We start from the raw sequence: 22882 nt of genomic DNA on the forward strand, positions 1-22882 counted from the left end.
CTAACCCCCCTCAATAATGGCGATATAAGCGCCTGACAAAAAAGCCGAGGTCGCCCCATGTTGCTCGCTACGTTGATCCATCGCGCCAGCCTACCCTGCCCGCAAGTGGGGCCCGACCAGGCGATTCGGTTACTTGAGCAGCATTACGGCCTCACTGGCACCTTACGGTCCCTGGGCAGCCAACAAGACCTCAACTACAGCATCGACACCAACCATGGCCGCTTTGTTCTGAAAATCTGCCTGGGCGACTACGCCGCCGTCGAATTGCACGCCCAGCATGCCGCGCTCCACGCCTTGCAGACGCAGGACGGGTTGCGCGTCCCCCGAGTCATCAAGGCCCTGACCGGTGAGGACCTGCTGACCGTGACCGTCGACGGGCAAACCCTGCACCTGCGGCTGTTGGATTACATCGACGGCCAGCCCTTGACCCACCTGCCTCACGTGGGCCGCGAGGTCATCGCAGGCTTCGGTGACTTGTGCGGGCGGATGAGCCAGGCGCTGGCCGATTTTGCGCATCCGGGCCTGGAGCGGACCCTGCAATGGGACCCGCGCCACGCGCAGGAACTGATCAGCCACCTGCTGGCGACCCTGCCAGACCTGCCCCACCGCGCGGCATTGGAGCAAGTCGCCGAGCAGGTCGGTGAGCGCATTCGGCCCCTGGCGGATCACTTGCCGTGGCAAGCGGTACACATGGACATTACCGATGACAATGTGGTCTGGCAGCGCGATGCCCTGCGTCATTGGCAGATCCAGGGGGTGATCGATTTCGGCGATCTGGTGCACACCTGGCGCATCGCCGACCTGTCGGTGACCTGCGCCGCCTTGCTGCACCATGCCCAGGGCGATCCCTTTGCCATTTTGCCGGCAATCCAGGCCTGTCATGCCGTTACGCCGTTGCAGCGCGAAGAACTGCAGGCGCTATGGCCACTGATCGTCGCCCGTGCGGCGGTGCTGGTGCTCAGCAGCGAACAGCAGCAACGCCTGGACCCCGATAACGACTACCTGTTGAAAAACGCCGAGCATGAGTGGGAAATTTTCCAGGTTGCAACGTCGGTGCCGTTTGAATTGATGGAGGCGGCGATCCTGCTCTGTGTCGGGCAGACGCTGCCACCGATCGCCAGCGAGGGGTTCGCGCCGCTCTTGCCGGGGCTGGTGGGACGCGAGTTCGCGCTGATCGACCTGGGAGTGCTCAGCCCACACTTCGAAGCGGGTAATTGGGAACAGCCGGGGATTGACCGGCGCTTACTGGACGAGGCTGCGGCGGTTCACGGGTTGGCCGCCAGTCGCTACGGCCAATACCGTTTGTCGCGCACCTGCCCGGACAGCGCCACGGAACCGCAGACGTTCCCGCTGCATGTCGAGTTGCACCTGCCCCACGGTACAGCGGTGGAGGCGCCCTTCGCTGGGGTGCTGCGTGTCGGTGCCGGTGGCTTGCTGTGCGTGCAGGATGGTCCGTTGAGCCTGCGCTTGTGGGGCGTAAGCACCTCGTTGAGCGCGGGAGCGGCGGTGGTGGAAGGGCAAATACTGGGCGAGGTCCATGCCCCCCTGACCGTGCAATGGTGCCGCGCCGACGTTGAGCCACCGCTGTTCTGCATGCCGAGCCGGGCGTCGGCGTGGCAAGCACTATGCCCGTCACCCTCGGCGCTGCTGGGGCTGGCCTGCGATGCCGAACCCGAGCTCGACCCCCAAGCCCTGCTGGCGCGACGCGATGCCAGCTTCGCGCGCTCGCAGAAGCATTATTACGTCGATCCGCCGCGCATTGAACGAGGCTGGCGCAACCATCTGATCGACATGCAGGGCCGCTCCTATCTGGACATGCTCAACAACGTCGCCGTGCTCGGCCATGGTCACCCCCGCATGGCAGCGGTGGCGGCGCGGCAGTGGTCGCTGCTCAACACCAACTCGCGCTTTCACTATGCGGCGATTGCCGAATTCTCCGAGCGCTTGCTGGCGCTGGCGCCGGACGGCATGGACCGGGTCTTCCTGGTCAACAGCGGCACCGAGGCCAATGACCTGGCCATCCGCCTGGCCTGGGCCTACAGCGGCGGGCGCGACATGCTCAGTGTGCTGGAGGCCTACCACGGTTGGTCGGTGGCGGCGGATGCGGTGTCCACGTCGATTGCCGATAACCCCAAGGCCCTGAGCAGTCGTCCGGACTGGGTTCACCCGGTGACCGCGCCCAATACCTATCGCGGTGAGTTCCGCGGGCAGGACAGCGCGCCGGATTACGTGCGAAGTGTGGAACACAACCTGGCGAAAATCGCCGCTAGCCAGCGCCAACTGGCCGGCTTCATCTGTGAGCCGGTGTATGGCAATGCCGGGGGCATCTCCCTGCCACCGGGCTATTTGCAGCAGGTGTATGCGTTGGTGCGCGCCCAAGGTGGCGTGTGCATCGCCGATGAGGTTCAGGTGGGTTATGGCCGCATGGGGCATTTCTTCTGGGGCTTTGAAGAGCAGGGCGTGGTGCCCGATATCATTACCATGGCCAAGGGCATGGGCAACGGTCAGCCGTTGGGGGCGGTGATCACCCGTCGCGAGATTGCCGAGGCGCTGGAGGCCGAGGGGTATTTCTTCTCGTCATCGGGGGGCAGCCCGGTCAGTTGCCGGATCGGCATGGCGGTGCTGGATGTGATGGAGGAAGAAAAGCTCTGGGAAAACGCCCAAGTGGTCGGCGCGCATTTCAAGGCGCGGCTGGAAGCCCTGATCGACCGTCACCCGTTGGTCGGCGCGGTTCATGGGTCCGGCTTCTATCTGGGCCTGGAGCTGGTGCGCGACCGGCATACCCTGGAACCCGCCACCGAAGAGACCACACTGCTGTGCGACCGCTTGCGTGAGCTGGGGATTTTCATGCAGCCGACCGGTGATTACCTGAACATTCTCAAGATCAAGCCGCCGATGGTCACCTCCAGACGCAGTGTGGATTTCTTTGTCGACATGCTGTCGAAGGTGCTGGACGAACAGTTGTAAATAATCGATTGTTATCGATTAAATGCTGTCATATTTATCGGCTATGTTGTTTTGATGCTTTTAAGGCCGATTTTTATCGGTTATAAAGTCGGCCTTCACCCTTTCGGAGCCCTGATCGCCATGACCACCCTGCACAGCACACCTCGCGCCGATGGCTTTCATATGCCTGCCGAATGGGCGCCACAGACCCAGGCCTGGATGATCTGGCCCGAGCGCCCGGACAACTGGCGCCTGGGTGGCAAGCCGGCGCAGGCCGCGCATGTGGCGGTGGCCAAGGCTATCGCGCGTTTCGAGCCGGTCACCGTGGCGGTTTCCGCCGGCCAGTACGAAAACGCCCGTGCCCGCCTCGACGTGCCCAATATCCGCGTGGTGGAAATGTCCAGCGACGACGCCTGGGTGCGCGACACCGGCCCGACTTTCGTGATCGACAACCGTGGTGAAGTGCGCGGCGTGAACTGGGATTTCAACGCCTGGGGCGGTTTTGACGGCGGCCTGTATGCGCCGTGGAACCGTGACGCGCAGGTTGGCGGCAAGATCCTCGAGATCGAGCGTGCGCCGCGCTACCGCACCGAAGGGTTTGTGCTGGAAGGCGGCTCGATTCATGTCGACGGCGAAGGCACCCTGATCACCACCGAAGAATGCCTGCTCAACCGCAATCGCAACCCGCATCTCGACCGTGCAGCCATCGAGGCGGTGCTGAGCGCCAACCTGGCTGTGGATAAGATCATCTGGTTGCCCGACGGCCTGTTCAACGACGAAACCGACGGCCATGTGGATAACTTCTGCTGCTATGTACGCCCGGGCGAAGTGCTGCTGGCCTGGACCGACGACCCGCAAGACCCGAACTACTCACGCTGCCATGCCGCCATGGACGTGCTGCAAAGCAGCACCGATGCCCGGGGCCGCTCGTTCACAGTGCATAAAATGCCGATTCCGGGGCCGCTTTATGCCACCGAAGCAGAGTGCGCGGGTGTGGACCCGGTGGACGGCAGCCAGGAGCGCAACCCTTCCGTGCGTCTGGCCGGTTCCTACGTCAACTTCCTGATCGTCAACGGCGGCATCATCGCGCCGAGCTTCGACGACCCGCTGGACAACCAGGCCCGCGAAATCCTGCAGAACCTGTTCCCGCAGCACGAAGTAGTGATGGTGCCGGGCCGCGAACTGTTACTGGGTGGGGGCAATATCCATTGCCTGACCCAACAACAGCCTGCCCCGCAGAAAAACTGAGTGCGGTTGTAACAACGTCGGAGCGACGACCGGGCGCCACTCGGTTCTAGCGTTCACAGCAAGCCCGCGGCCCCGTAAGGCCGTGGGCTTTTTTGTGTCCAACTGCCTATAAATACTGCACATTGGCATAGCTCTTGTATTGGTATTGTCACAGTGGCCCACGGTGATGACTGCGCAGTTCTGTCATAAACCTTGAGTAAGTTAGCCGCTCATGCAGTAGGAGAGAGCGCTGAAATGAATGTCGATATCAACTTGATGCACACGCGCACGTTCCACCCCGTGCGAGTCAACAGTGACGAAATCCATGCGCTGGCGCTCTGGTTGAAGGCACATGGCTCACGGCAGGTCAGGCAGCCGCCTGATTTATTCAGTGTGATGAGTGAGCGCTACCCGGCAGGCTTGTTCAGCGACGAAGAAATGCACGCATTGTGCGAATTGATGAATAACTGAGAACTCGCCGATCAACCATCGGCGAGGGAGCATGTTCGCCATTGCGGTGTGCCCTTCACTGAATAAGTGATTGAGCTATACCTGTCGCGAGCAGGCTCTCATTTAAAGTCGGTTCAGTCTTAGAAACAGCAGGTTCCCCTCACCATGATGTGACGACAGATCTTCGGGCTGAATCTGCGTCACATGGTTCGCTTAAGCGCATAAGACCTTACTTGGAAATAATGACAATTATTTGCATTTGTGCGCGTGCCTGTTCCCACGCGTTCGACTTATAAAATATGTTAGTGGGTCCGTATTTTTTCTGTATGGATAAGATTTCTAGGTGATGGCCGAAGCGCTGTAGGCCGTGGCTTAGAATTTTTTTGCCTAAATACAGACGATTCGCGAAATTGACACATAGTTCAACGCAAGACTAGCATTGCGTCCAACGCCTGTGGCTAACAGCCATGACTCAACCAATAAGAAAAGGCCTGCGGCAGTTCAGTCGTCCGCGGGCTTTGTTTTTTTCGGAAAAAGTCGACACCAAAACAGCAATATGGAGCCTGGTGTCATAGCGCGTACTCAACCAGTAATAAGGAATATAAGAAATGTTGAAACAACGGATGAGTCTGATCGCTCTGGGGATTTTGAGCGCATCGACAGCCATGGCAAACGACCAGGAGCAATCCAAGGGTTTCGTTGAAGACAGCCACCTGAACATCGCCGCACGTAACGCTTACATCAGCCGTGACTACAAGAACGGCAAGCAAGACAAGGCCGAATGGGGCCAAGGCTTCATCGGCAAGTTCGAGTCCGGTTTCACCCAAGGCACCGTCGGTGTGGGTGTGGACGTGATTGGCCAGTACGCCATTCGCCTGGACGGCGGTAAAGGCCGCAGCGGCGCGGGCGGTATCGACTTCTTCAAGCAAGGCGACAGCGGCTCGGCCGCCAACGACCTGGCCAAAGGCGGCGCGGCGGTGAAGTTCCGCCTGTCCAACACTGTGCTCAAGTACGGCGACCAGTTCCCGAACGTGCCCGTGCTGGCTTACGACAACTCTCGTCTGTTGTCGGAAACCTACACCGGTACCTCGATCGTTTCCAAAGAGATCGAAGGTCTGCAACTGGACGCGGGTCACTTCACCAAGGAAGCGCGTAAGAGCGCTGAAGGTACCGACAGCGGCCGTCTGAAAAGCATCGATTACATCGGTGGTAGCTACAAATTCACCGAAAGCCTGTCGGCAGCGCTGTACGCCTCCGACATGCAGGACGTGCTGAAGAAGCAATACGTCAACGTCAACTACGTACTGGCCCTGCCGGAAAAGCAGTCGCTGACGTTTGACTTCAACGGCTACAAGACCAAGCTGGATCGCAGCTTCGCCCTGGAAAACCAAGGTGATGCAGACGCGCGCGACAACAAAATCTGGAGCCTGGGCGCCACGTGGGCTGTTGGTCCGCACAGCTTCACCGTCGCTCACCAGCGCAGCACCGGCGACACCGGCTACCTGTACGGCGGCTACCGCAACGATGGCGGTATCGGCGACGGCGGCAACACCATCCTGCTGGCCAACTCCTACTGGTCCGACTTCAACGGTAAGGATGAGCGTTCGTGGCAAGCGGCCTACGGCATCGACTTCGCTACCTTCGGCATGCCTGGCCTGACCTACAACGTGGCCTACGTGCGCGGTACCAATATCGACGACGGCAGCGGTCGTGGCGATGGCACCGAGCGTGAAATCTGGAACCAGTTCAAGTACGTCGTTCAGAGCGGCCCGGTCAAAGACCTGAGCCTGCGTGCTCGTGCCTCGTGGTTGCGCGTTTCCAACAACGCCAGCAACTACAACGTAGGCGGTAACGAAGTGCGCCTGTTCGCCGACTACCCGATCAACGTTTTCTAATTGATCCGGCGTCGCGCCTGATTGCAGGCGATAAAAAACCCCGACTGGTTCGGGGTTTTTTTATGTCGCGGGTTCAGTCCTGCCGGTTTTGCAGAATCTTGCGGGCGAGGGATGCGTTGACGTAGTCGGTCATCAGCGTCAGGCCTTCATAGGGTTCGATCTTCTTGTTGTCGATGCACAGCTGCGCCATCTGCAACAGCACCTGACGTTTCTTGCGGTTGACCCGAGCACCGGGTACGCCGAATGCGGTTTTGCGCAGTTCGGGCAACGGCGCCTCGGGCGTCAGTTCGACGGTCACCCAGATGCCTTGGACAAACTGCAGCGTGACAGTGGCGATGTGTTCGATGGGCAGCGGTTGCGCCAGATTGGCGAACACGAAATGTTCCGGTGTCAGGCGCAACGCGGTCTGCGGCGCGCGTTTGAACCGGCGGATGCCCAGCCACAGAAATATCAGCGCAATGCTGGCAATCCCCGCCCCGGCACCCACGGCGGACAGCACCGTGCCTTTCAAGCGTTCCGGGGCAAGCCAGGGCTCGCTCATCATCGCCAGCCCTAGCAACATAAACGGCAGCGCCAACACCGCCATTAACACGGCACGTCGGCGACCGCCTTCGTGCAGGGCATGTTCACCTTGCGCCGAGGCGGCCAGGGTTTCCAGCAGATGAGTGTGAGCTGTTTGTTCGCAGGCCGCTGCGGCGATCAGGTCGTGGGACAGTTGCTCACGCAGCGGGTGCGCCGCGCTGAAAAGGGCATCGATTTGCCGGCTCGCAGCCTCTGCGTCCACGCCACGGGTGGCGCTGTGCATGGCGTCGGCCCAGGGCACACGCAATGCGTGCAAGCGCTCGCCGTTGGAGGGGTGGGAATCGGTCGGGTGGGGTTGATGCGTTTCCAGCGCTTCGTCGGGTGCCTGCAATTCTTGGCTTTGCAACGCGGCGAGGGCGGCGTTCAGCACATCGCCCTCAACGGGGGTGTCGCAATGGGCCAGTAGCACGTTTTCCACAGGCGTCTGCAACACCGATATGCGCAACAGCGCCGAGGCTACTGCCGCATTGCCTGCCAAGCGGCCACCGGCGGCGTCGGCCAGCAACTCGCGCTCACGGCTCCAGCGGTTCACCGCATGATCGAAGCGCTGCATGAAAAACACCCCGAACAGGAACGACGGGCGCATCAACCAACCCTGGATCAGATCGCTGTTCATCATGGTCTGCGCCAGCGTCTCCAGGCTGCGGCTGACGCCATCGTAGATCGGCACAAAGCGCAGGCTGTACTCGGTGTCTTCGCCGACAAAATGCGCCAGCTCATGGCCGATCACGGCGTCGACTTCCTCGCGGCTCAGCAACCCGAGGTACAGCAGCGGCACATGCAGGGTGCGCCCGTGCAGCGGCGTTTCAGCGGGCCGCACCGTGGCGGGGCTGGAGGTCACGTAAAAGCCCAGGGCGAGGCTGACCACAATATGATCCGGCGGCAACGCGCCCAGTCTGTCGGCCAACTCGCGCACCTGGCGCCATAACCCGGGCGCCTGTTCAGCCGTCACCACCCGGCCGAACATCTCGAGCGGCGTGGGCTCGAACATCACCAGCATGTGCCGCAGTTGTTTGAGCAGCAGCCAGATCGAATACAGGCAGATTACCGCGATTACCCCCAGCCACCCCATCAGCTTGACTTCGCCCCGGCCCAACCGGCCGATATGCCACAGCGCCAGGCCCTCATAACTCAGCACCAAGGCGAGCGTCGCGGCCATCGCCACCACCTGGCTTACCAGCACGTAGGGCAACAACCGGCTGCCCAGGGAAAATACCTGCAGCAACTGTTCTCGCGACTGCTGCGCGCGCCGCCCCGCCCATTGCGTACCGGCCAGCGCGGCCACGCCGATCAGCGCGGCGAGCAGTCCGAGCCCCATCACCCAGGGTGCCAGCGTGCGCAAGACGCGATTGAGTTGGCGCGCGGTGGGCAGCTCGGCCTCGATTCGCGCCAGTCGGGAGAGAAACTGCTCCGGGCTGAGGGCGTCACTGCCCACCGTAATGGGCACCGTCGGATTTTCTTCCACCCACCTCTTCAGCACGGGCTTCATCACGTTGACATAGGCTTGGGCTTGGTCGGGAACCTGTGCGCCCTCGGTGGCGCGCTGCAATTGCCATGTTCCAACGCCGGCCAGCAGCAGGGGAAAAATGATCAGCAGGAAAATCAGTTTTATGGCGTTCATGGGAGTCCGTTCGCAACGCAGAAAGCGAACGTTTATACCGAAGAACACGTGGGGTGGGCGAGAGGAGCGGTCTTCCCGGGCGTTAGGAAAAAGCGCCGCGGGAAGGAGGAGGGCTCTGTAGGTTAAATCGTCAGCCTCAGGCTTTGGCTGGCGCCAGTTTCTTGCAGTTTGCCTTGCGGGTCGGGTATTGCTCGCACTTGCGCAGCACGGTTTGCACCTGCTGCGCGTTCTGCAGTTGCTGGTTGGCCAGCAACTTCTCGGTGATGAACAGTTCTTCCGAGCCCAGGTTGCGTTCGGCCTTGTCGATCATCGCCAGTGCTGATTGCCCGTCGCCGCGCTTGAGGTGGTAGCTGATCATCAGATCATAGGTCGACGGGCCGGCCAGGCTCCAGTCCTTGATGGCCTGCAACTCTTTCAAGGCTTCGCCGCTGTTGCCCTGGGCCAGGCGCACGGTATACGCCGTGCGCCGGATGCTTGGCTGGTCCTTGACCGGCGAGGCCAGGGCCTTGCGGATAAACCCGTCGGCCGCAGGCAGCTTGTTTTTCTCCAGGGCGTCGTTGGCGAAGTAGGCGTCCTTGTAGCCCTGCATGGCCTTGGCCACTTGTGGCGTACTTTTGATCTTCGCCCAGCTCTCGGGGTTGATGCGCGCGCGGCGCTCCTGGCGGTACTCGCGCTGCAGGTACTGGCGCAACTCGGTGTCGCGATCCATCGCCGACATGTGGGAGCGATTGAAATACTGGGTGGTCGCGGAAATGCTGGTGGTCAGCCCATCTTTGACCAGCACGTCCAGCTCCTGAGTGAAGCGGTTGAGATTGAACTGCTGCAGCGAATCCTGCATGGCGTTCTTGCGCGCGGTCAGGAAGCCGCTGAGCAACGGTTTCTGTTTGCCCTGGAAGTCGTTGAGGCGCTCCAGGCTATGGGTGGCGGCACGGGGCGCGTAACCGGCGCGGATCATCAAGTCGGTGCCGAGCAGGTCAGCCTGGTCTTCCTGGGTGCGGCCCCACGCGGTGCTCCACACATGGTCGGAAAACGTGTTGGCCAACGTGGTGTAGAGCACGGTGTTGCCGATGGTTTTCTGGGTGCCGGCGGGGTCTTTGCTGAACAGCTTCATCGTGCCGGAACTGCGGTCCACGCCGGTATCGGCGGCCATGGTGGCCAAGGCCACGGTGGAGGCCACTGTGGTGAACATCTCTTTCTGCTGCTGGAAGGCCGCCATGCGGTCATGGTGATGCAGCAGAACGTGGCTCATTTCGTGGCCGAGCATTGCAGCGATTTCATCTTCGCTGCCGACGTTGTCCAGCATGCCCAGCGGCACGAACACATTGCCGTAAGGGTCCGCCGAGGGCCCGAAGCTGTAGCTGTCGGTGATTTTCACCTGCAAGGCCGGCAACTCCCCCGGCCAACCTTTGGACAGGCGCGTGACAATCCCCTGCAGATACACCTGCAGCATCGGGATATCCACCAGGTTCTGCTGGCGTGCTTCGGCCGCCGGTACGGCGCGCCCGTCATAGCTCAAGCGCTGCTGGCTCTGGCGTTGCGGGTCGAGCTTGTAGTACTGGCGCACGTCGGTGTTATCCACGTAGTGGCCCTGGACCCTGGATTGGGTCGACGGACCCACCAGGTTCAGGAACGCCTGGTCGGCGCCCTTCAATGTCGCGCAACCACTGAGTACCGTGCTGGCCAGTAAGCTGGCTGCCAATAGAGATCCCTTCACCGCACCGCTCCTTTTATTGATTGCAGCCCGCACCAAAACCGATGGTGGAGTTGTTGCGGCTGTCTTTGGTCTGGCTCTTGGTCAGACCCTGGCAGGGCAGGTCGACCACATTGAGTGGCGGTTCGATGCGCAGGTCCATGGTGTCCAGCCAGACCTTCTGACCCGCCAGCTCAACCTGCACCAGATCCAGCGCCTTGTTGTACTGCAACACGGGGACGGGTTGGGTCGGCGCGTCTTTTTTCGGCAGCTCGCGCTGTTGTTTACCCTGTTCATCCAGCACCGCCACCGGGTCGGCCAGAAACGCCTTGATGCTGTGGGTTTCCGCCCAGGCACCCTGGGTGAAGAGTGCAACGAGCACGACGATCAGACTTCTGTTCATCCTTGGATTCCTTGAGTCAAATGACAAAGCGACGCGCTCAACGATCGCGATCGAAGAAGGCTTCGATCCGTTCGCTGAACAGCACCAACGACAGCAAAACAATGCCCAACACGTTCACCGGCGTGATGTGGCTGACGCTCAGCAGCACACTCACCGAGACGAGCACCGACATCACCAGCAGCCATGACGGGCACGGCGAAGAACAAAACCAGATTTCCTGGCGCCGCCACCGGCTCCAGGTGCGCTGACCCGCCAGCCGCCGCGCGTGCAGCGCCTTGAGCACGGCTATCAACGCCAGCAGGCCCAGTTCGAGCAGGTCCAGCCAATTAAAGGGCAGGCCAGGGAAGTTGGCAGGCTCATGGTCATAGTCCATGCCCGCATTGATCAGGTTGTCGAGGGCCATGGCATGCAGATAAACGCCAGGTAGCTGGCCGTGTACCGGCGACTCCACCAGATCACCCGTCGAGGTGATATTGGCCCCGACCAGGACCAGACGGTCGCGCAGCAACTCGGCGACCAGGGCTTGGTCGTCCGGGTCGCTGACTTCCAGGTCGCTCGCCGCCAACGTCAGCGTATAAGGGCAGCGTGCCTGCTCCGAGTCATCGAGTTTCCAGAACACCGCCTGGAGCAACTGCGCCAGGCCATCCAGCAAAAAATGCCGCGCCGGTGCGCAGTGGCGCACGTCGGCGATCCGCGCCTGCTCCGGTGCCAGCTTCAGCCCCCATTGCACCGCGATCGGTTGCCGGCGTGCGGCGGTTTGGGCGTCCACCGGCGGCGACGGGCAGGCCTGTGTCCCACAGAATGCGCGGTACAGCGCCAGGGCCGGTGTTTCCATCAGGCCTATGGGCGTATTCACCGCCAGCGGGTACTTGTCATCGACTCCATCCCATGCCACCAGGCCCGGGCGGCTGACCTCGACAAACGGTGCCAGCGTATTGGCCTGGCCTGCCTCACCCCGCTCCACCCCGGTATTGGCCAGCCACAACGGAATGCCCTGGCGTTGATAGCGCTCGAACACATTCGCCAATAACTGACTGCCCCGTGCCGGGTCGCCGAAAGAGTGGTCATGGCTGTAGAGCAAGTCGACAAACACCGCCTTGGGTTTGAACGCCAGCAAGCGCTTGAACAACTTGCTCTGCTCGCCATAGGGCATCGGCCAGGAGGTAGCGTTGCGCATCAGGTACGCGTCATCGATCAACACCACCGCCACCCGCTGCTGCCCTTCATGGGCGTAGTGGCTGGCGAACATCCGGTTGAGCCACTGCGCCGACGCCTTGTCGCTGGAACTGGCCAGGCCGAAAGGATCGAGGATCGCCAGCAGCACGATGAGGGCCGCCAGCCAATAGCGGCGGTATTTGAACAGCGGGGGGGTCGACAACATCCATGTCTCGATAAAAGGCAGCAGCAAGACAGGGTTTTTAACGTGGTGGAGAGGGGGTGTCAATTGGAAAGGTGGCTAAGTGCCATATCCTGTGTGTGAATTGCCGGCGCAACCTGAAACATCGTGAGCAGGCACAAACAAAAAGGCTCATCTTTCGGCGACCCTTTCCCGTTACTGCTCAAGCATCAAGCTACGCCAAATGATTATCGGCGCTTCCACAGGTGCAACTTGCGGTTGCAACGGCGCCTGTGTGTGCGGTGGCGGTTCCTCTGGTTCAGGCGCTGGGGGCTGGTACTTGGCGGCGTGCACGTTATCGACTGACATATTGTTGGAGTGCGCTTATTGGAGAGTGATGATGACTTTGCCTTTTGATCTGCCCTGCTCGACGTAGCGCAACGCCTCTGCCGTCGATTCAAAAGGGAAGGAACGATCAATGACCGGTTTGATAACGCCAGCTTCGATAAGCGAGGTGATTTTTTGCAGTTGTACGCCGCTGGCCCGCATAAACAGAAATGCATAGTTCACCCCGTGCTTGCGGGCGTTTCTACGAATACCGCTGCTCAGCAGGCGCATGACTTGTCGCAGCATCCAGGACAAGCCTTGCGCTTGGGCAAAGGCTGCCGTCGGTGGCCCGGAGAGGGAAATGAGCTGTCCGCCGGGCTTGAGAACCTCGACCGATTTCATCAGCACATCCTTGCCCTGGCTGTTCAATACCACGTCGAAATCGTGTAATTCGCTCGCAAAGTCGTGCTTCTTGTAGTCGATGACCACATCCGCCCCGAGCGCCTTCACCCATTCGACATTCGCCGTGCTGGTGGTGGTTGCAACGAAAGCGCCGAGGTGTTTGGCGAGCTGGATGGCAAACGTGCCGACACCGCCGGAGCCGGCATGAATCAACACCTTCTGGCCTTTTTTTAGCTGGGCGGTCTCAACCAGCGCCTGCCAGGCCGTCAAGGCGGCCAAGGGGACGGACGCCGCTTCGGCCATGTCCAGGTTCGAGGGTTTCAGCGCGAGCGCGTTTTCGTTCACGGCGATCAGTTCGGCAAACGTGCCAATGCGATCCTCGGGAGGGCGTGCATAGACTTCGTCTCCCGGATTGAACCGCGTCACCGCCGAGCCTGTGCGAACGACCACCCCCGCCAGGTCGTTGCCCAAGACCAATGGAAATGTATAAGGCAGGATCAGTTTGAATTCGCCGGTTCTGATCTTCGAGTCCAACGGGTTCACGCTCGTTGCGTGCACCTGGATCAGAACGTCATGCACACCGACCGCAGGGTCGGGCACTTCGCCAAGCAGTCCGTTCTGCTTGCCGTAGCGGTCGATAAAAAATGCCTTCATGTTGCAACGCTCTTGTCGGTGGAATGAAAACGGGGCGCGGCCCCGGCAACGTTGATGCGATGAGACGTTCAGGCGTCGAGGAACGCCAAGGCCTTGCTCACGAAATCGCCAGGGTGCTGGAAAATGCTGCCATGCCCGGCGTCCGGGTAAATGACCAGTTGCGCGTCGGGGATTCGCTTTGCCAGCTCAAGCGAGTTGACCGTGGGCACCATGATGTCGTTGTCGCCGTTGGCGATCAGCGTCGGCATCTGCAAGCGCCCGAGGTCTTGCGGCGCCTGCTTGCCCCACGCAGTAATGGCTCTTAATTGCCGAAAAAACGCACGGGGTGTCGGGCCTTTGTCCCGGTCTTGCTGGCGTTCTTTCAGCCGTTGCAAATACTCGGACGCGGCGTGTTGTCCGTTGGCCGTGCCGGTAAAGAATAGGTAGAACTTGGGATCGCGTAGCGTCAGCAGCCCCTTGAGCATCAACGGCCAGGTCACCGAACCGACGTTGTCGATGCCTGTGCCGCCGGCCGGTCCGGTTCCGGTGAGGATCAGCCGGCGCACGCGTTCGGGGGCTTTCAGGGCGATGTCTTGAGCGACGAAGCCGCCGAGTGAAAAGCCGAGCAGGTCCACCTTGTCCAAACCCAACGCACGGATAAAACCGATGCCATCGTCAGCCATTTCACCGACGGTCAACGGCGCGACGCCCCCCGAGCCACCGATACCACGGTAATCGGTGGTGATGACACGCCGGTTTTTCGCCAGACCGTCAATGATCCTGGGGTCAAAGTTATCCAGCACTGCCCCCCAATGGTTGAACATGACCAGCGGGACCTGCGTTCTGGGGCCCAGATCGCGGTAGGCAAAAGGTATCCCGCCCACCAGAATCGACTGGTTCGCCGCGTGGATAAATGACGACGGTGAACCGGGATGATTGCTGCTAGCCAAAAGAGTCATGTTTATTCCGTGCGATTGCGGAGCGAGGCCGACCTGCTCGACAGGGTTCAGACTTCAGTCAAATAGCGCGGCGCCACGACGGACTGTCTGATCTGCGACAAAAGACCCTGACGTGCGGTTTGCAGGGCATCCCAGCGCTCGCCTTCTTGCAGCGGCGGAATGGTCACCGGTTCGCGGCGATCGAAGCCGACCAGTGCGGCATCGACCAGGTCAGCCACTTCCATGACTTCGCTCAAGGTGTTGATGTCGATACCGGCGCGATCCCAGATCTCCGTGCGGGTGGCCGCAGGCAATACGGCCTGCACATAAACACCCTGAGGCGAAAGCTCCAGGCTCAGGCCTTGGGAAAGGAACAGCACAAACGCCTTGGTCGCCCCGTAGACCGACATACCAAACTCAGGCGCCAGGCCCACCACCGAACCGATGTTGATGATCGAGCCTGCACCGGCTTTGGCCAGGCGTGGCGCGATGGCGCTGGCGAGTCGCACCAGCGCAGTGGTGTTGAGGGCCACCAGCTGCGCCACGCTGTCGGTGCTTTGCTCGATGAAGCTGCCGGACTGCGCGGCACCGGCATTGTTGACGAGGATGCCGATGCGAGCGTCATCCCGCAGGCGCGCTTCGACGGTGTGCAGGTCGCCGAGTTGAGTCAGGTCGGCCGCAAGCACTTCAACGGCGACGTTGTGTTCGCCACGCAACTTTGCGGCGAGCGTTTCCAGGCGCGCGTGGTCGCGGGCAACCAACACCAGATCATGCCCGCGTTGGGCAAAACGCTCGGCGTAAACCGCGCCGATGCCAGTGGAAGCGCCAGTGATGAGAACGGTAGGGTAAGTTGTCATGATGTCAGCTCTTTATCGGGAACATGGATTGATGCACGAATAAAACCGGGCTCGATCAGCCAGTGCTCAGTTCGCGCGGGTGCTGGATTCGGCAAGCGTTGGGTAGTCGATGTATCCCGCCGCGCCGCCGCCGTAGAGCGTGGAGGGGTCGAAGGCGGACAGCGGCGCAGCGGTCTTGAGCCGCTCCACCAGATCGGGGTTGGCGATAAAAGGGCGGCCAAAGGCGATCAGGTCGGCCCTGTCATGCGCAAGGCGTGCGGTGGCCAGGTCCAGGTCATAGCCGTTGTTGGCGATGTAAGTGTTCTTGAAGCGCTGGCGCAAGGCGTCGAAATCAAAGGGCGCCACATCGCGCGGCCCGCCGGTTGCGCCTTCGACGACGTGCAGATAAACGACGTCCAGGGCATTGAGTTGATCGACGATGTAATCGAACTGAGCCTGCGGATCACTGCTCGATACCCCATTGGCCGGCGAGACCGGCGAAAGGCGAATTCCCGTGCGATCAGCACCAATCTCGGCGGCCACCGCGGCCGTCACTTCCAGCAGCAGGCGCGCACGGTTTGCGATCGAGCCGCCGTAGGCATCAGTGCGCAGGTTGGCGCCGTCCTTGATGAACTGATCCAGCAAATAGCCGTTTGCACCGTGGATTTCCACGCCGTCGAAGCCTGCCGCAATGGCGTTTGCCGCCGCTTGGCGGAAATCGTTGACGATGCCTGGGAGCTCGTCAATTTCCAGCGCGCGCGGCTCGGAAACGTCCTCGAAGCGATTGTTGACGAACACCTTGGTCGCCGCATGCAGGGCGGAAGGGCCTACCGGCGCCGCGCCGTGCGGTTGCAGATCCACGTGGGAAACACGGCCCACATGCCACAGTTGCAGGAAAATCCTCCCGCCCTTGGCGTGTACGGCATCGGTCACCTTGCGCCATCCCTCTATCTGAGCCGCTGTGTAAATACCTGGCGTGTCCTGATAGCCCTGCCCCTGCTGGGAGATCTGCGAGGCTTCGGAAATCAGCAAACCCGCACTGGCCCGCTGGCTGTAATAGGCCGCAGCAAATTCACTCGGTACAAAACCCTTTCCGGCGCGATTGCGCGTCAGTGGCGCGAGAACCACGCGGTTCGACAGCGTCAGAGCTCCCAGTGTGTAGGGGGTAAACAGGTTCAAGTCGCTCATGGGTGTGTGTTCCGTGCCCGTTGGTAAATGGTCATCTCGCTTGCGATTAGGATGATGATCGAAATCTAAACTGTCAACGGTTTTGATTATGGTCGACATCTATGTATCATCAGCCGATGAATTTCAGCGGCAGAGAGGTATCGAACATGCGAGTGTCCAAGGCTCAGGCCCAGGCAAATCGGGAGCACATCGTCGAAACGGCGTCAGTCGTGTTTCGCGAGCGCGGCTTTGACGGAGTCGGCGTGGCCGACCTGATGGCCGCCGCCGGTTTCACCCATGGCGGTTTCTACAAACATTTCGCTTCAAAGGCCGACCTAATGGCCGAAGCCTCAGCCAACAGCCTTGCGCACTCACTGGCCAACGCCGAAGCATTGAGCGTGAAGGACTTCATCGATCTGTACGTCTCCAGGGAGCATCGCGACAGACGCGCCACGGGTTGCACCATGGCAGCGCTGTGCGGTGACGCTGCGCGTCAATCGGGCGACTTGAAATCGGCATTCGCTGAAGGCATCGAACACATGCTGCAAACGCTCGGCGAAAAATACCCGACCGGCCCGGATGCCGCGCCGGGTGAGGCAAGGGAGAAAATGATCGACCTGCTGGCACGCGCGGTCGGTGCGATCACGCTATCGCGCGCCTGCCCTGACGACTCGGCGCTGGCGGATGAGATTTTGGCGGTGTGTCATGGGCAGATGATCGAGTCGTTGTCGGAGTAGTTGGGGGTTTGATGGTTTTGGGGGGCGGGGGAGGAGCATGATTTTTCTGTGTTGGGGGTAGCCCTTGGGGGGGCAGGATTTGCTTGCTGACTCTCCCTTCAGTAACCGCTCGTTCACCCCAGAAACAACAAAACCCTCGCATTTCTGCGGGGGCTTTGTTTTGTATGGTGCGGCACCAGACGAACGGTAGCTTTCGGCAGGACTAGGTTTCCTGTGGGTCTGGAAGTCGGTGGAAAATTTGGCGTACCCCGACAAGTAACTATAAATAAATCAGCTAGTTATGGCGTTCGGTGGAATCGAACCCGGGATTTTTGAGATGTCAATGTCAGCACGATGTCGGCTTGCAAGTAAACCATTCAGAGCGGCATAAAGAATGGTAAACCTCCTAAGTCGGACGTTATTGATCGTCCCCTCGGTAGAGAATAGGCAAGAATCCACCCTGTATAAAAACGCAGGCACCATCTTGAAGTCAGCGTTGCTACGTAAAATCTGCCAGAGTTTGATTAATCAGCAGACCTATAATTTGCGAAGAAACGCGATTTTCGTTCCGATTCTGACTATCAAACTTGCTCTAAAACGTTTTTACTCAGCCTCTGCCAAAAGCTGCCCGTGGCGACAGGCTGGAGCCAAAAGCGGACTCTCAAGCCAAGTAGAGACATGGCAGAAGCTATTGTTCGTGTGGCTACGAAACTAGGCGCGATTCACGACTTAGCAGAAATCATGTCGAAGATCGATTGAATGCGCTCCTGAGTAGACTCTGTATGCGGGTCGAGAGCCGGCACATCGAGATGCTTGAAGACCTGGTCGATCTCTAGACCAGCACTCCGCCTAAACTCCATATTGGAGTCGCGTCCTACCCCAAGAGGGATCGTTTCATCAAGCTTGGTTTTCAGTAGCAACGCATATCGGTCGGTGTGGAACCTTGCTAACCCATACAAGTAGTTTCGCTCTTCAGTGGAAATGCTTCGCCCTGTGGCCTTAAGGGCGGCCTCTAGATATCCAAGTGCATCTAGCACGGGGCGATCAACTAACACTAACTCAGCGTTCAGCTCAGCTTCCAGCTCGGCCTTTATCACTGAAACCAGTATCCAGAGAGTGCTCTCGAACGTATGGTTCTCCAAAATAGGAAAGCCAGACTCTTGGCATTTGGTCGCTGTATCGCTAATTTTTAGAACCGAGATTCCCCTGGCTTTTGCCTGGCTTTCGACCGCTTCAATAAAGGTCGATTTTCCAGTTGAGTGCGTGCCGGCAATACCTAAAAAATAAGCCATCAGAAAAGGCTCCTCTGCTGAGATTGAATATAGGGATCTTTCGAGCTTCCTGCAATTTGAGCCAAGGCTAGCAGGTCAAGCTGGGAGTTTTGGTCGAGCTCTATGGCTAGGGCGAGAAAAAGCTCTGCAGTAACAATAGCGTCGCCGCTAGCGCGGTGGCGCTGTGATGGATCAATCTTGAGGTTATAAGCACTTATAAGCGCGTCTAGCGAGTAGCTGCCCTGTCCAGGTCGGACATATCTTGCAAGCTTTAGCGTGTCAAGGATCGCAGTGGGGTGCCAGTCCCCTAGCTGCCGTCGCATCAGTTGCGTATCTATGCTGACGTTGTGACCCACCACAATACTTGTTCCCAACTCCATTCTTATATCGTCCGCCACTTCTTCATGAGAAGGGCTACCTGATAGATCGCCATCGGAAATACCGTGTATCTGAGTAGCACGCTCAGTCACTGATTTCTGAGGTCGGATCAGCCAAGAACGCGGACGGCCGATTTGCTTGTCACTGATAGGCACGATTGCGAGCTCTATGATTTCCTGAGGGGATTGCCCATTACCCTCAACGTCTACTACAACGAAATGGCACTGTGCCCAGTGCGGATTATTCATAGCTGCCGCACCTCAATAAGGGAGGAATGTACTCGGCGCGGTTCAGATATTTGCTGGTCGTCTACATATTGCTCACATTCGGCCTGTCTGATTCGCTCGAGTATGCGGTCACGCGAGTCTGCATCAAGGAAGCTCAGCTCAGACTCCATAGCAGAAGCCTTCATGTTCGCAATTACGTCCGTAAGTGTACGAACGCGCTCGTTTATAGTGGTTTCATCCAAGTGGTTATCCATTTCGAAGGCGGGCGTGTTTTCACGGGCTGAAAAAGGAATGGCGACATTGATGTGAAACTCGAGCTCTTTCGTAAGTGCTACCGTCTGCAGAAAATCCTCATGCTCTTCGCCGGGAAAGCCTATGAGCCAATTACCATAGAGAACGGTAGGAGCGTTTTGGCGAAAATCTTTCAATGCCTTGGTCAGTCTTGCTATGTCGTAGCCTCTGTTCATAGCTTTAAGAATCCGCTCCGATCCGCTCTGAATCGAGATGTAGAGCAGGCGAATTCTTCCCTCTTTGCTCCATTGAAGGATTTTCTCTGAGTACCTCAGGAACGGTTTCGGCTCTATGTACCTGATCGATAGTGTTACTGCGGGGTCGAGAGTGAGTAGGCTTTCCACAAGCTCAGGGAAGCGTGCCTTGGATTCGGATGCCTTGTAGTTGCCGATCTCGTCTCCAATCAATACAAGGTGGTGTTTTCCCATTTCTATCGCTTTTCGAGCTTTCCCAACAATGTCGAGTAACGGAACCGACTCAAACTCTCCCCGTCCCTGTGGGATACTGCAGAAGCTGCACTTGTAAAGGCAGCTCCGCGTAACCGTAATCATTTCGCAAGGGTCTTGTTCGTCGTAAAACACGAACCCCTTTGTTGTCTGTCGATAGATGCGTTCCGCCTGTCCATTGTAGCTTCGGTCAGCTTCTTGCAGATCGGCCACGATAGAAGCCTTCGCGGCCCCTACTCGTTGACGGAGATTCTTCAGTCCGTCTGAGCCGTGACTTTCGAAACTATCACTCGAGTTTTGCGATAGCTGCTGATCGACCTCCGAGAACTGGAGGCCAGTGTAGCTACTAAGAATCTCGGACATAGGGCTGAACGTCAGGTCCGGAACAGAGGTTTTGCTGAGCACTACGTCAGCGCTAGTGTTTGCGAGGCAACCGGTAACGCTAATTTTAGCGTTAGGGGCGCGCCTTTTTGCCTCATCAATTTGAAGAACAGCATCGTCTACCCAGCGACCACGTACAGAGCAACCTGAGTAAATGATCTCATCCGCATGCTCAGGCTTTGTGACTATTTCAAAGCCTTTTTGATCAAACCCAGCCTGAAGAACATTGAGATCGTAAGAAGCGTTAAGGCATGTGTTGTGTGCGAAGTAGATTTTCTTCATGCATGGACTCCATAAAAAAGCCGACTAGCGGATATCGATATAAAGCTCTATTTTATTGCTCGCCAAGTAGTGTGGCTATCGAACGGATCGAGCTTCCCGCCACCACTGCACGTGATATCTCTTCGCGCTCGGACAACTACAGCGCCAATCTAGAGCGGCAAACCCGTTCGGCAGATTCCACATTCAGCTGCGAACATCCACTCAATCTGCCTACGAGACTAGAGATGATTCAAAAACTATTTTCCTAAGGCTATCAATCGAAGCGATTCGATCTCCGCTTGCAATGCCTTATTAGCTTGTAAAAGAGCCGCATTCTCTTGCTTCAAAATAGATTTTGAGGGCTTTTCAGGATTGTCAAAGCTTGGAATATCAAAAATCAGTTCCATCTCATCTTTGTAAGGCATTAAAGGTTGATACAGTTGATAGAATGCGCGACCTACGGCGCCTCGAAAAAGTTCAAGCTCGGGTTTGTTTTTTCCGGCTGACAATATGTGTTTGGTTGCAATGCCTGGGTAAGGATCGATATATACAATCTTTTTGAATCCAAGTTGGTAAGCTTTTTTTGCACATAGTTCACATGGGCTGGCAGTTGTAAATAGCACACCCCCAGACAACTTCTGACCTCCGTGCTTGGAGATTTGCAAGAAGGCATTTTCTTCAGCGTGAAGCGCTCTTGTGTGAACTTGGTTTTTCTCGCCTTCAATCTCATTTTGAATGCTTTTAAAGCAGAATGAAAAATTTCTATTTGAGGTTTTGTTTGTTGCTATTAAGTTTGAATATTTGGCATTGAGCGCTTTTCTAAAAGTTGGATCCTTCAGCTCGTATTCACTAAAGTCTGATTTATTTCGGCCTTGAATAAGGTCTTCTGCACTTCGTAACAAACAAGGTAGCTGCCCTTGAGGCGTGCTGTTCCAGCCTATTGCTTTTACACTATATGATTCATCTGTAACAACGGCACCTACTTGTCTTGAAATACAACCAGAGCTCTGCTTGGCGGTGTATGCAATTTGCATGCAGTTTTCAATGGATGTGGGCATTACAAGGCCAGGATGCATCATGAGCGTGACGTACCAAGCTAATTGGCTTACTAGGTCATTATGAGTATATTCGCTATTTTTTGAATTATGGATATGTATGTCGGAAACTTCAATGCACGCTTGAATATTCTGGGCTACAAATTTTTTCTGGATACTCTTTATCATCCAGAGCTTTAATTTCATTGTCCGTAAGCTTTCTGTATTCTCTGAGACTGCGTAAGCGCTCGGCATTAGATGTATTTATTGAGACGAGGTAAAAGTTAGCATAGCGTCTTTTTAAATAAAATGCCTCATAAGGATTTCTTATTGCATCGACCACAATTCTGCAAGGCTTATTGTCTAGTCGTGCTTTTTTATGCGCTAATTTAATTAAAAAGTTCAGATGCTTTGGGAAATTGAAAAGCTCTTCAGGATCAAAGGTTGGATCATTGGCCCTGCCCGAAGCTCTTATGTTATCGCCGGCTCGCTGATAGAACTGAGTAAATTTTGCTCTGCCTAATTGCGTTTGTATTCGCTTTGTTAACTCGGGGAGGTCGATGTAGTAAAACTCAAAAAAGTCCTCAACTTCACGCTCTTGAATATTTTGTTTGTTCCCCGTGATGGGTTTTTTTTTGCGAGTTACCTCGAATGCCGAAAAAAGATTTGATGCCTCTTTCTTGCCGAGGGGGTTTTTAAATGTCGCACTGGAAAAATAAGCTACAAAATCAGAGCTTGAAAGCTGCAACAACTGATAGGTAATCAAGCTACTGGCTTCGATTTTGTAAAAAGGTAGCCAGTCTGTTCCATCAATGTATTTTTTTATTATCTGATGTTTTTTTAATTCGTTACGACTGAGGCCCTCATAAGCATCGGTTGGAACATCAAACTCAATGCCGCATAATTTTTGAGCGGCTGTAGTACATCCTGAACCTGTGCGGCCAGTTAGCCCAATAATCAGAAAGTCTTTCGCGTCTTCATATACACTATTAATAGCTGTTGATGTTTCTCGCATTTTAGCTCTCCCTGCAAACTACGACCTAATAATTTAAAAATCGACAGATTTCTAGTTCTATGTTATTTAAAATTTTTTACTCATAACTTTTCAACTAGATCTGGCTAAACCTGATGTACACCTCAGGGACGAGAGTATGGCAAAGTGATTGCACTGTATAGCGGGGTCTCGGGTTTTTCGTCATGCAGATTGATATTTCTTTCTGCTATCGGATCCAGATTTAGTTGCAATCAAGAATTATTATCTCTACTTCGCTCGTAGCGCCTCAATCACGTGTATCGCTTGAACGTTGAACGCCCCGCTAGAGAGCTCCCCCTAGTTGCTGGCCATCCGATGTCCATCGTCGATGTGCTCCCCATTCACAAGGAATAGACTTTGGGGAGCGCGGCGTTGAACCTGTTCGACCTCT

18 protein-coding genes are annotated in these 22882 nt (G+C 57.3%); 5 read left to right on the forward strand and 13 right to left on the reverse strand.

Translation table 11 applies throughout. The annotated features are described in order from the left end of the window. Nucleotides 1-57: 57 nt before the first annotated feature. The 4 genes from NR164_RS20365 to NR164_RS20380 all read left to right on the forward strand — a co-directional run bounded on the left by NR164_RS20365 (nucleotide 58) and on the right by NR164_RS20380 (nucleotide 6518). Nucleotides 58-2967, forward strand: coding sequence for an aminotransferase (locus NR164_RS20365; RefSeq protein ID WP_256823183.1), 2910 nt, complete (start codon nucleotides 58-60; stop codon nucleotides 2965-2967). A 120-nt stretch (nucleotides 2968-3087) separates the two neighbouring features. Beyond that, a complete protein-coding gene (aguA, locus tag NR164_RS20370) occupies nucleotides 3088-4194 on the forward strand; it encodes an agmatine deiminase (RefSeq protein ID WP_079442641.1) in 1107 nt (368 codons plus the stop codon). A gap of 234 nt (nucleotides 4195-4428) precedes the next feature. After that, nucleotides 4429-4644: a hypothetical protein gene (locus NR164_RS20375; protein WP_017848546.1), complete on the forward strand. Its 216-nt coding sequence runs from the start codon at nucleotides 4429-4431 to the stop codon at nucleotides 4642-4644. 587 nt (nucleotides 4645-5231) lie between these two features. Continuing rightward, complete coding sequence (locus tag NR164_RS20380) at nucleotides 5232-6518, forward strand: OprD family porin (RefSeq protein ID WP_256823184.1); 1287 nt, start codon at nucleotides 5232-5234, stop codon at nucleotides 6516-6518. 73 nt (nucleotides 6519-6591) lie between these two features. Here the strand turns inward: NR164_RS20380 and NR164_RS20385 are convergent, their stop codons facing one another. The 8 genes from NR164_RS20385 to NR164_RS20420 all read right to left on the reverse strand — a co-directional run bounded on the left by NR164_RS20385 (nucleotide 6592) and on the right by NR164_RS20420 (nucleotide 16474). Beyond that, nucleotides 6592-8721, reverse strand: coding sequence for a M48 family metallopeptidase (locus NR164_RS20385; protein ID WP_256823185.1), 2130 nt, complete (start codon nucleotides 8719-8721; stop codon nucleotides 6592-6594). A gap of 136 nt (nucleotides 8722-8857) precedes the next feature. Continuing rightward, nucleotides 8858-10435: a M48 family metallopeptidase gene (locus NR164_RS20390; protein WP_026140221.1), complete on the reverse strand. Its 1578-nt coding sequence runs from the start codon at nucleotides 10433-10435 to the stop codon at nucleotides 8858-8860. Nucleotides 10436-10448: 13 nt separating this feature from the next. After that, nucleotides 10449-10814: a hypothetical protein gene (locus NR164_RS20395; protein WP_017848541.1), complete on the reverse strand. Its 366-nt coding sequence runs from the start codon at nucleotides 10812-10814 to the stop codon at nucleotides 10449-10451. Nucleotides 10815-10851: 37 nt separating this feature from the next. Continuing rightward, nucleotides 10852-12195, reverse strand: coding sequence for a CHASE2 domain-containing protein (locus NR164_RS20400; RefSeq protein ID WP_256823186.1), 1344 nt, complete (start codon nucleotides 12193-12195; stop codon nucleotides 10852-10854). A 339-nt stretch (nucleotides 12196-12534) separates the two neighbouring features. Beyond that, a complete protein-coding gene (locus NR164_RS20405) occupies nucleotides 12535-13533 on the reverse strand; it encodes an NADP-dependent oxidoreductase (protein ID WP_256823187.1) in 999 nt (332 codons plus the stop codon). A gap of 68 nt (nucleotides 13534-13601) precedes the next feature. Continuing rightward, nucleotides 13602-14471, reverse strand: a complete 870-nt coding sequence (locus tag NR164_RS20410; protein WP_256823188.1) for an alpha/beta fold hydrolase — start codon at nucleotides 14469-14471, stop codon at nucleotides 13602-13604. A gap of 47 nt (nucleotides 14472-14518) precedes the next feature. After that, entirely contained in the window at nucleotides 14519-15307 is a 789-nt protein-coding gene (locus NR164_RS20415; protein ID WP_079442647.1) for an SDR family oxidoreductase, read from the reverse strand. A 66-nt stretch (nucleotides 15308-15373) separates the two neighbouring features. Beyond that, entirely contained in the window at nucleotides 15374-16474 is a 1101-nt protein-coding gene (locus NR164_RS20420) for an alkene reductase (RefSeq protein ID WP_256823189.1), read from the reverse strand. A gap of 146 nt (nucleotides 16475-16620) precedes the next feature. Here NR164_RS20420 and NR164_RS20425 point away from each other — a divergent pair, with 146 nt between their 5' ends. After that, nucleotides 16621-17190 carry a TetR/AcrR family transcriptional regulator gene (locus NR164_RS20425; RefSeq protein WP_102617752.1) on the forward strand — a complete coding sequence of 190 codons (570 nt, stop codon included), beginning with the start codon at nucleotides 16621-16623 and terminating at the stop codon, nucleotides 17188-17190. Between the two features lie 701 nt (nucleotides 17191-17891). Here the strand turns inward: NR164_RS20425 and NR164_RS20430 are convergent. The 5 genes from NR164_RS20430 to NR164_RS20450 all read right to left on the reverse strand — a co-directional run bounded on the left by NR164_RS20430 (nucleotide 17892) and on the right by NR164_RS20450 (nucleotide 22473). Continuing rightward, nucleotides 17892-18461 (reverse strand): AAA family ATPase, encoded by a 570-nt coding sequence (locus tag NR164_RS20430; protein WP_169857495.1) that lies wholly within the window; start codon nucleotides 18459-18461, stop codon nucleotides 17892-17894. Further along, nucleotides 18461-19066, reverse strand: coding sequence for a 3'-5' exonuclease (locus NR164_RS20435; RefSeq protein WP_256823191.1), 606 nt, complete (start codon nucleotides 19064-19066; stop codon nucleotides 18461-18463). The genes NR164_RS20430 and NR164_RS20435 overlap by 1 nt, the downstream gene beginning before the upstream one ends. Continuing rightward, nucleotides 19063-20445, reverse strand: coding sequence for a radical SAM protein (locus NR164_RS20440; protein WP_256823192.1), 1383 nt, complete (start codon nucleotides 20443-20445; stop codon nucleotides 19063-19065). The genes NR164_RS20435 and NR164_RS20440 overlap by 4 nt, the downstream gene beginning before the upstream one ends. Before the next feature lie 236 nt (nucleotides 20446-20681). Continuing rightward, the gene (locus NR164_RS20445; RefSeq protein WP_256823193.1) at nucleotides 20682-21665 is read right to left on the reverse strand and encodes a deaminase; all 984 of its coding nucleotides are present in this window, start codon (nucleotides 21663-21665) and stop codon (nucleotides 20682-20684) included. Beyond that, complete coding sequence (locus NR164_RS20450; protein ID WP_256823194.1) at nucleotides 21592-22473, reverse strand: hypothetical protein; 882 nt, start codon at nucleotides 22471-22473, stop codon at nucleotides 21592-21594. Before NR164_RS20450 ends, NR164_RS20445 begins: the two co-directional genes overlap by 74 nt. Between the last annotated feature and the right edge of the window lie 409 nt (nucleotides 22474-22882).

Origin of the sequence: Pseudomonas sp. Pse79 (assembly GCF_024519615.1) — a bacterium.
Taxonomy (GTDB): Bacteria; Pseudomonadota; Gammaproteobacteria; order Pseudomonadales; family Pseudomonadaceae; genus Aquipseudomonas; species Aquipseudomonas veronii.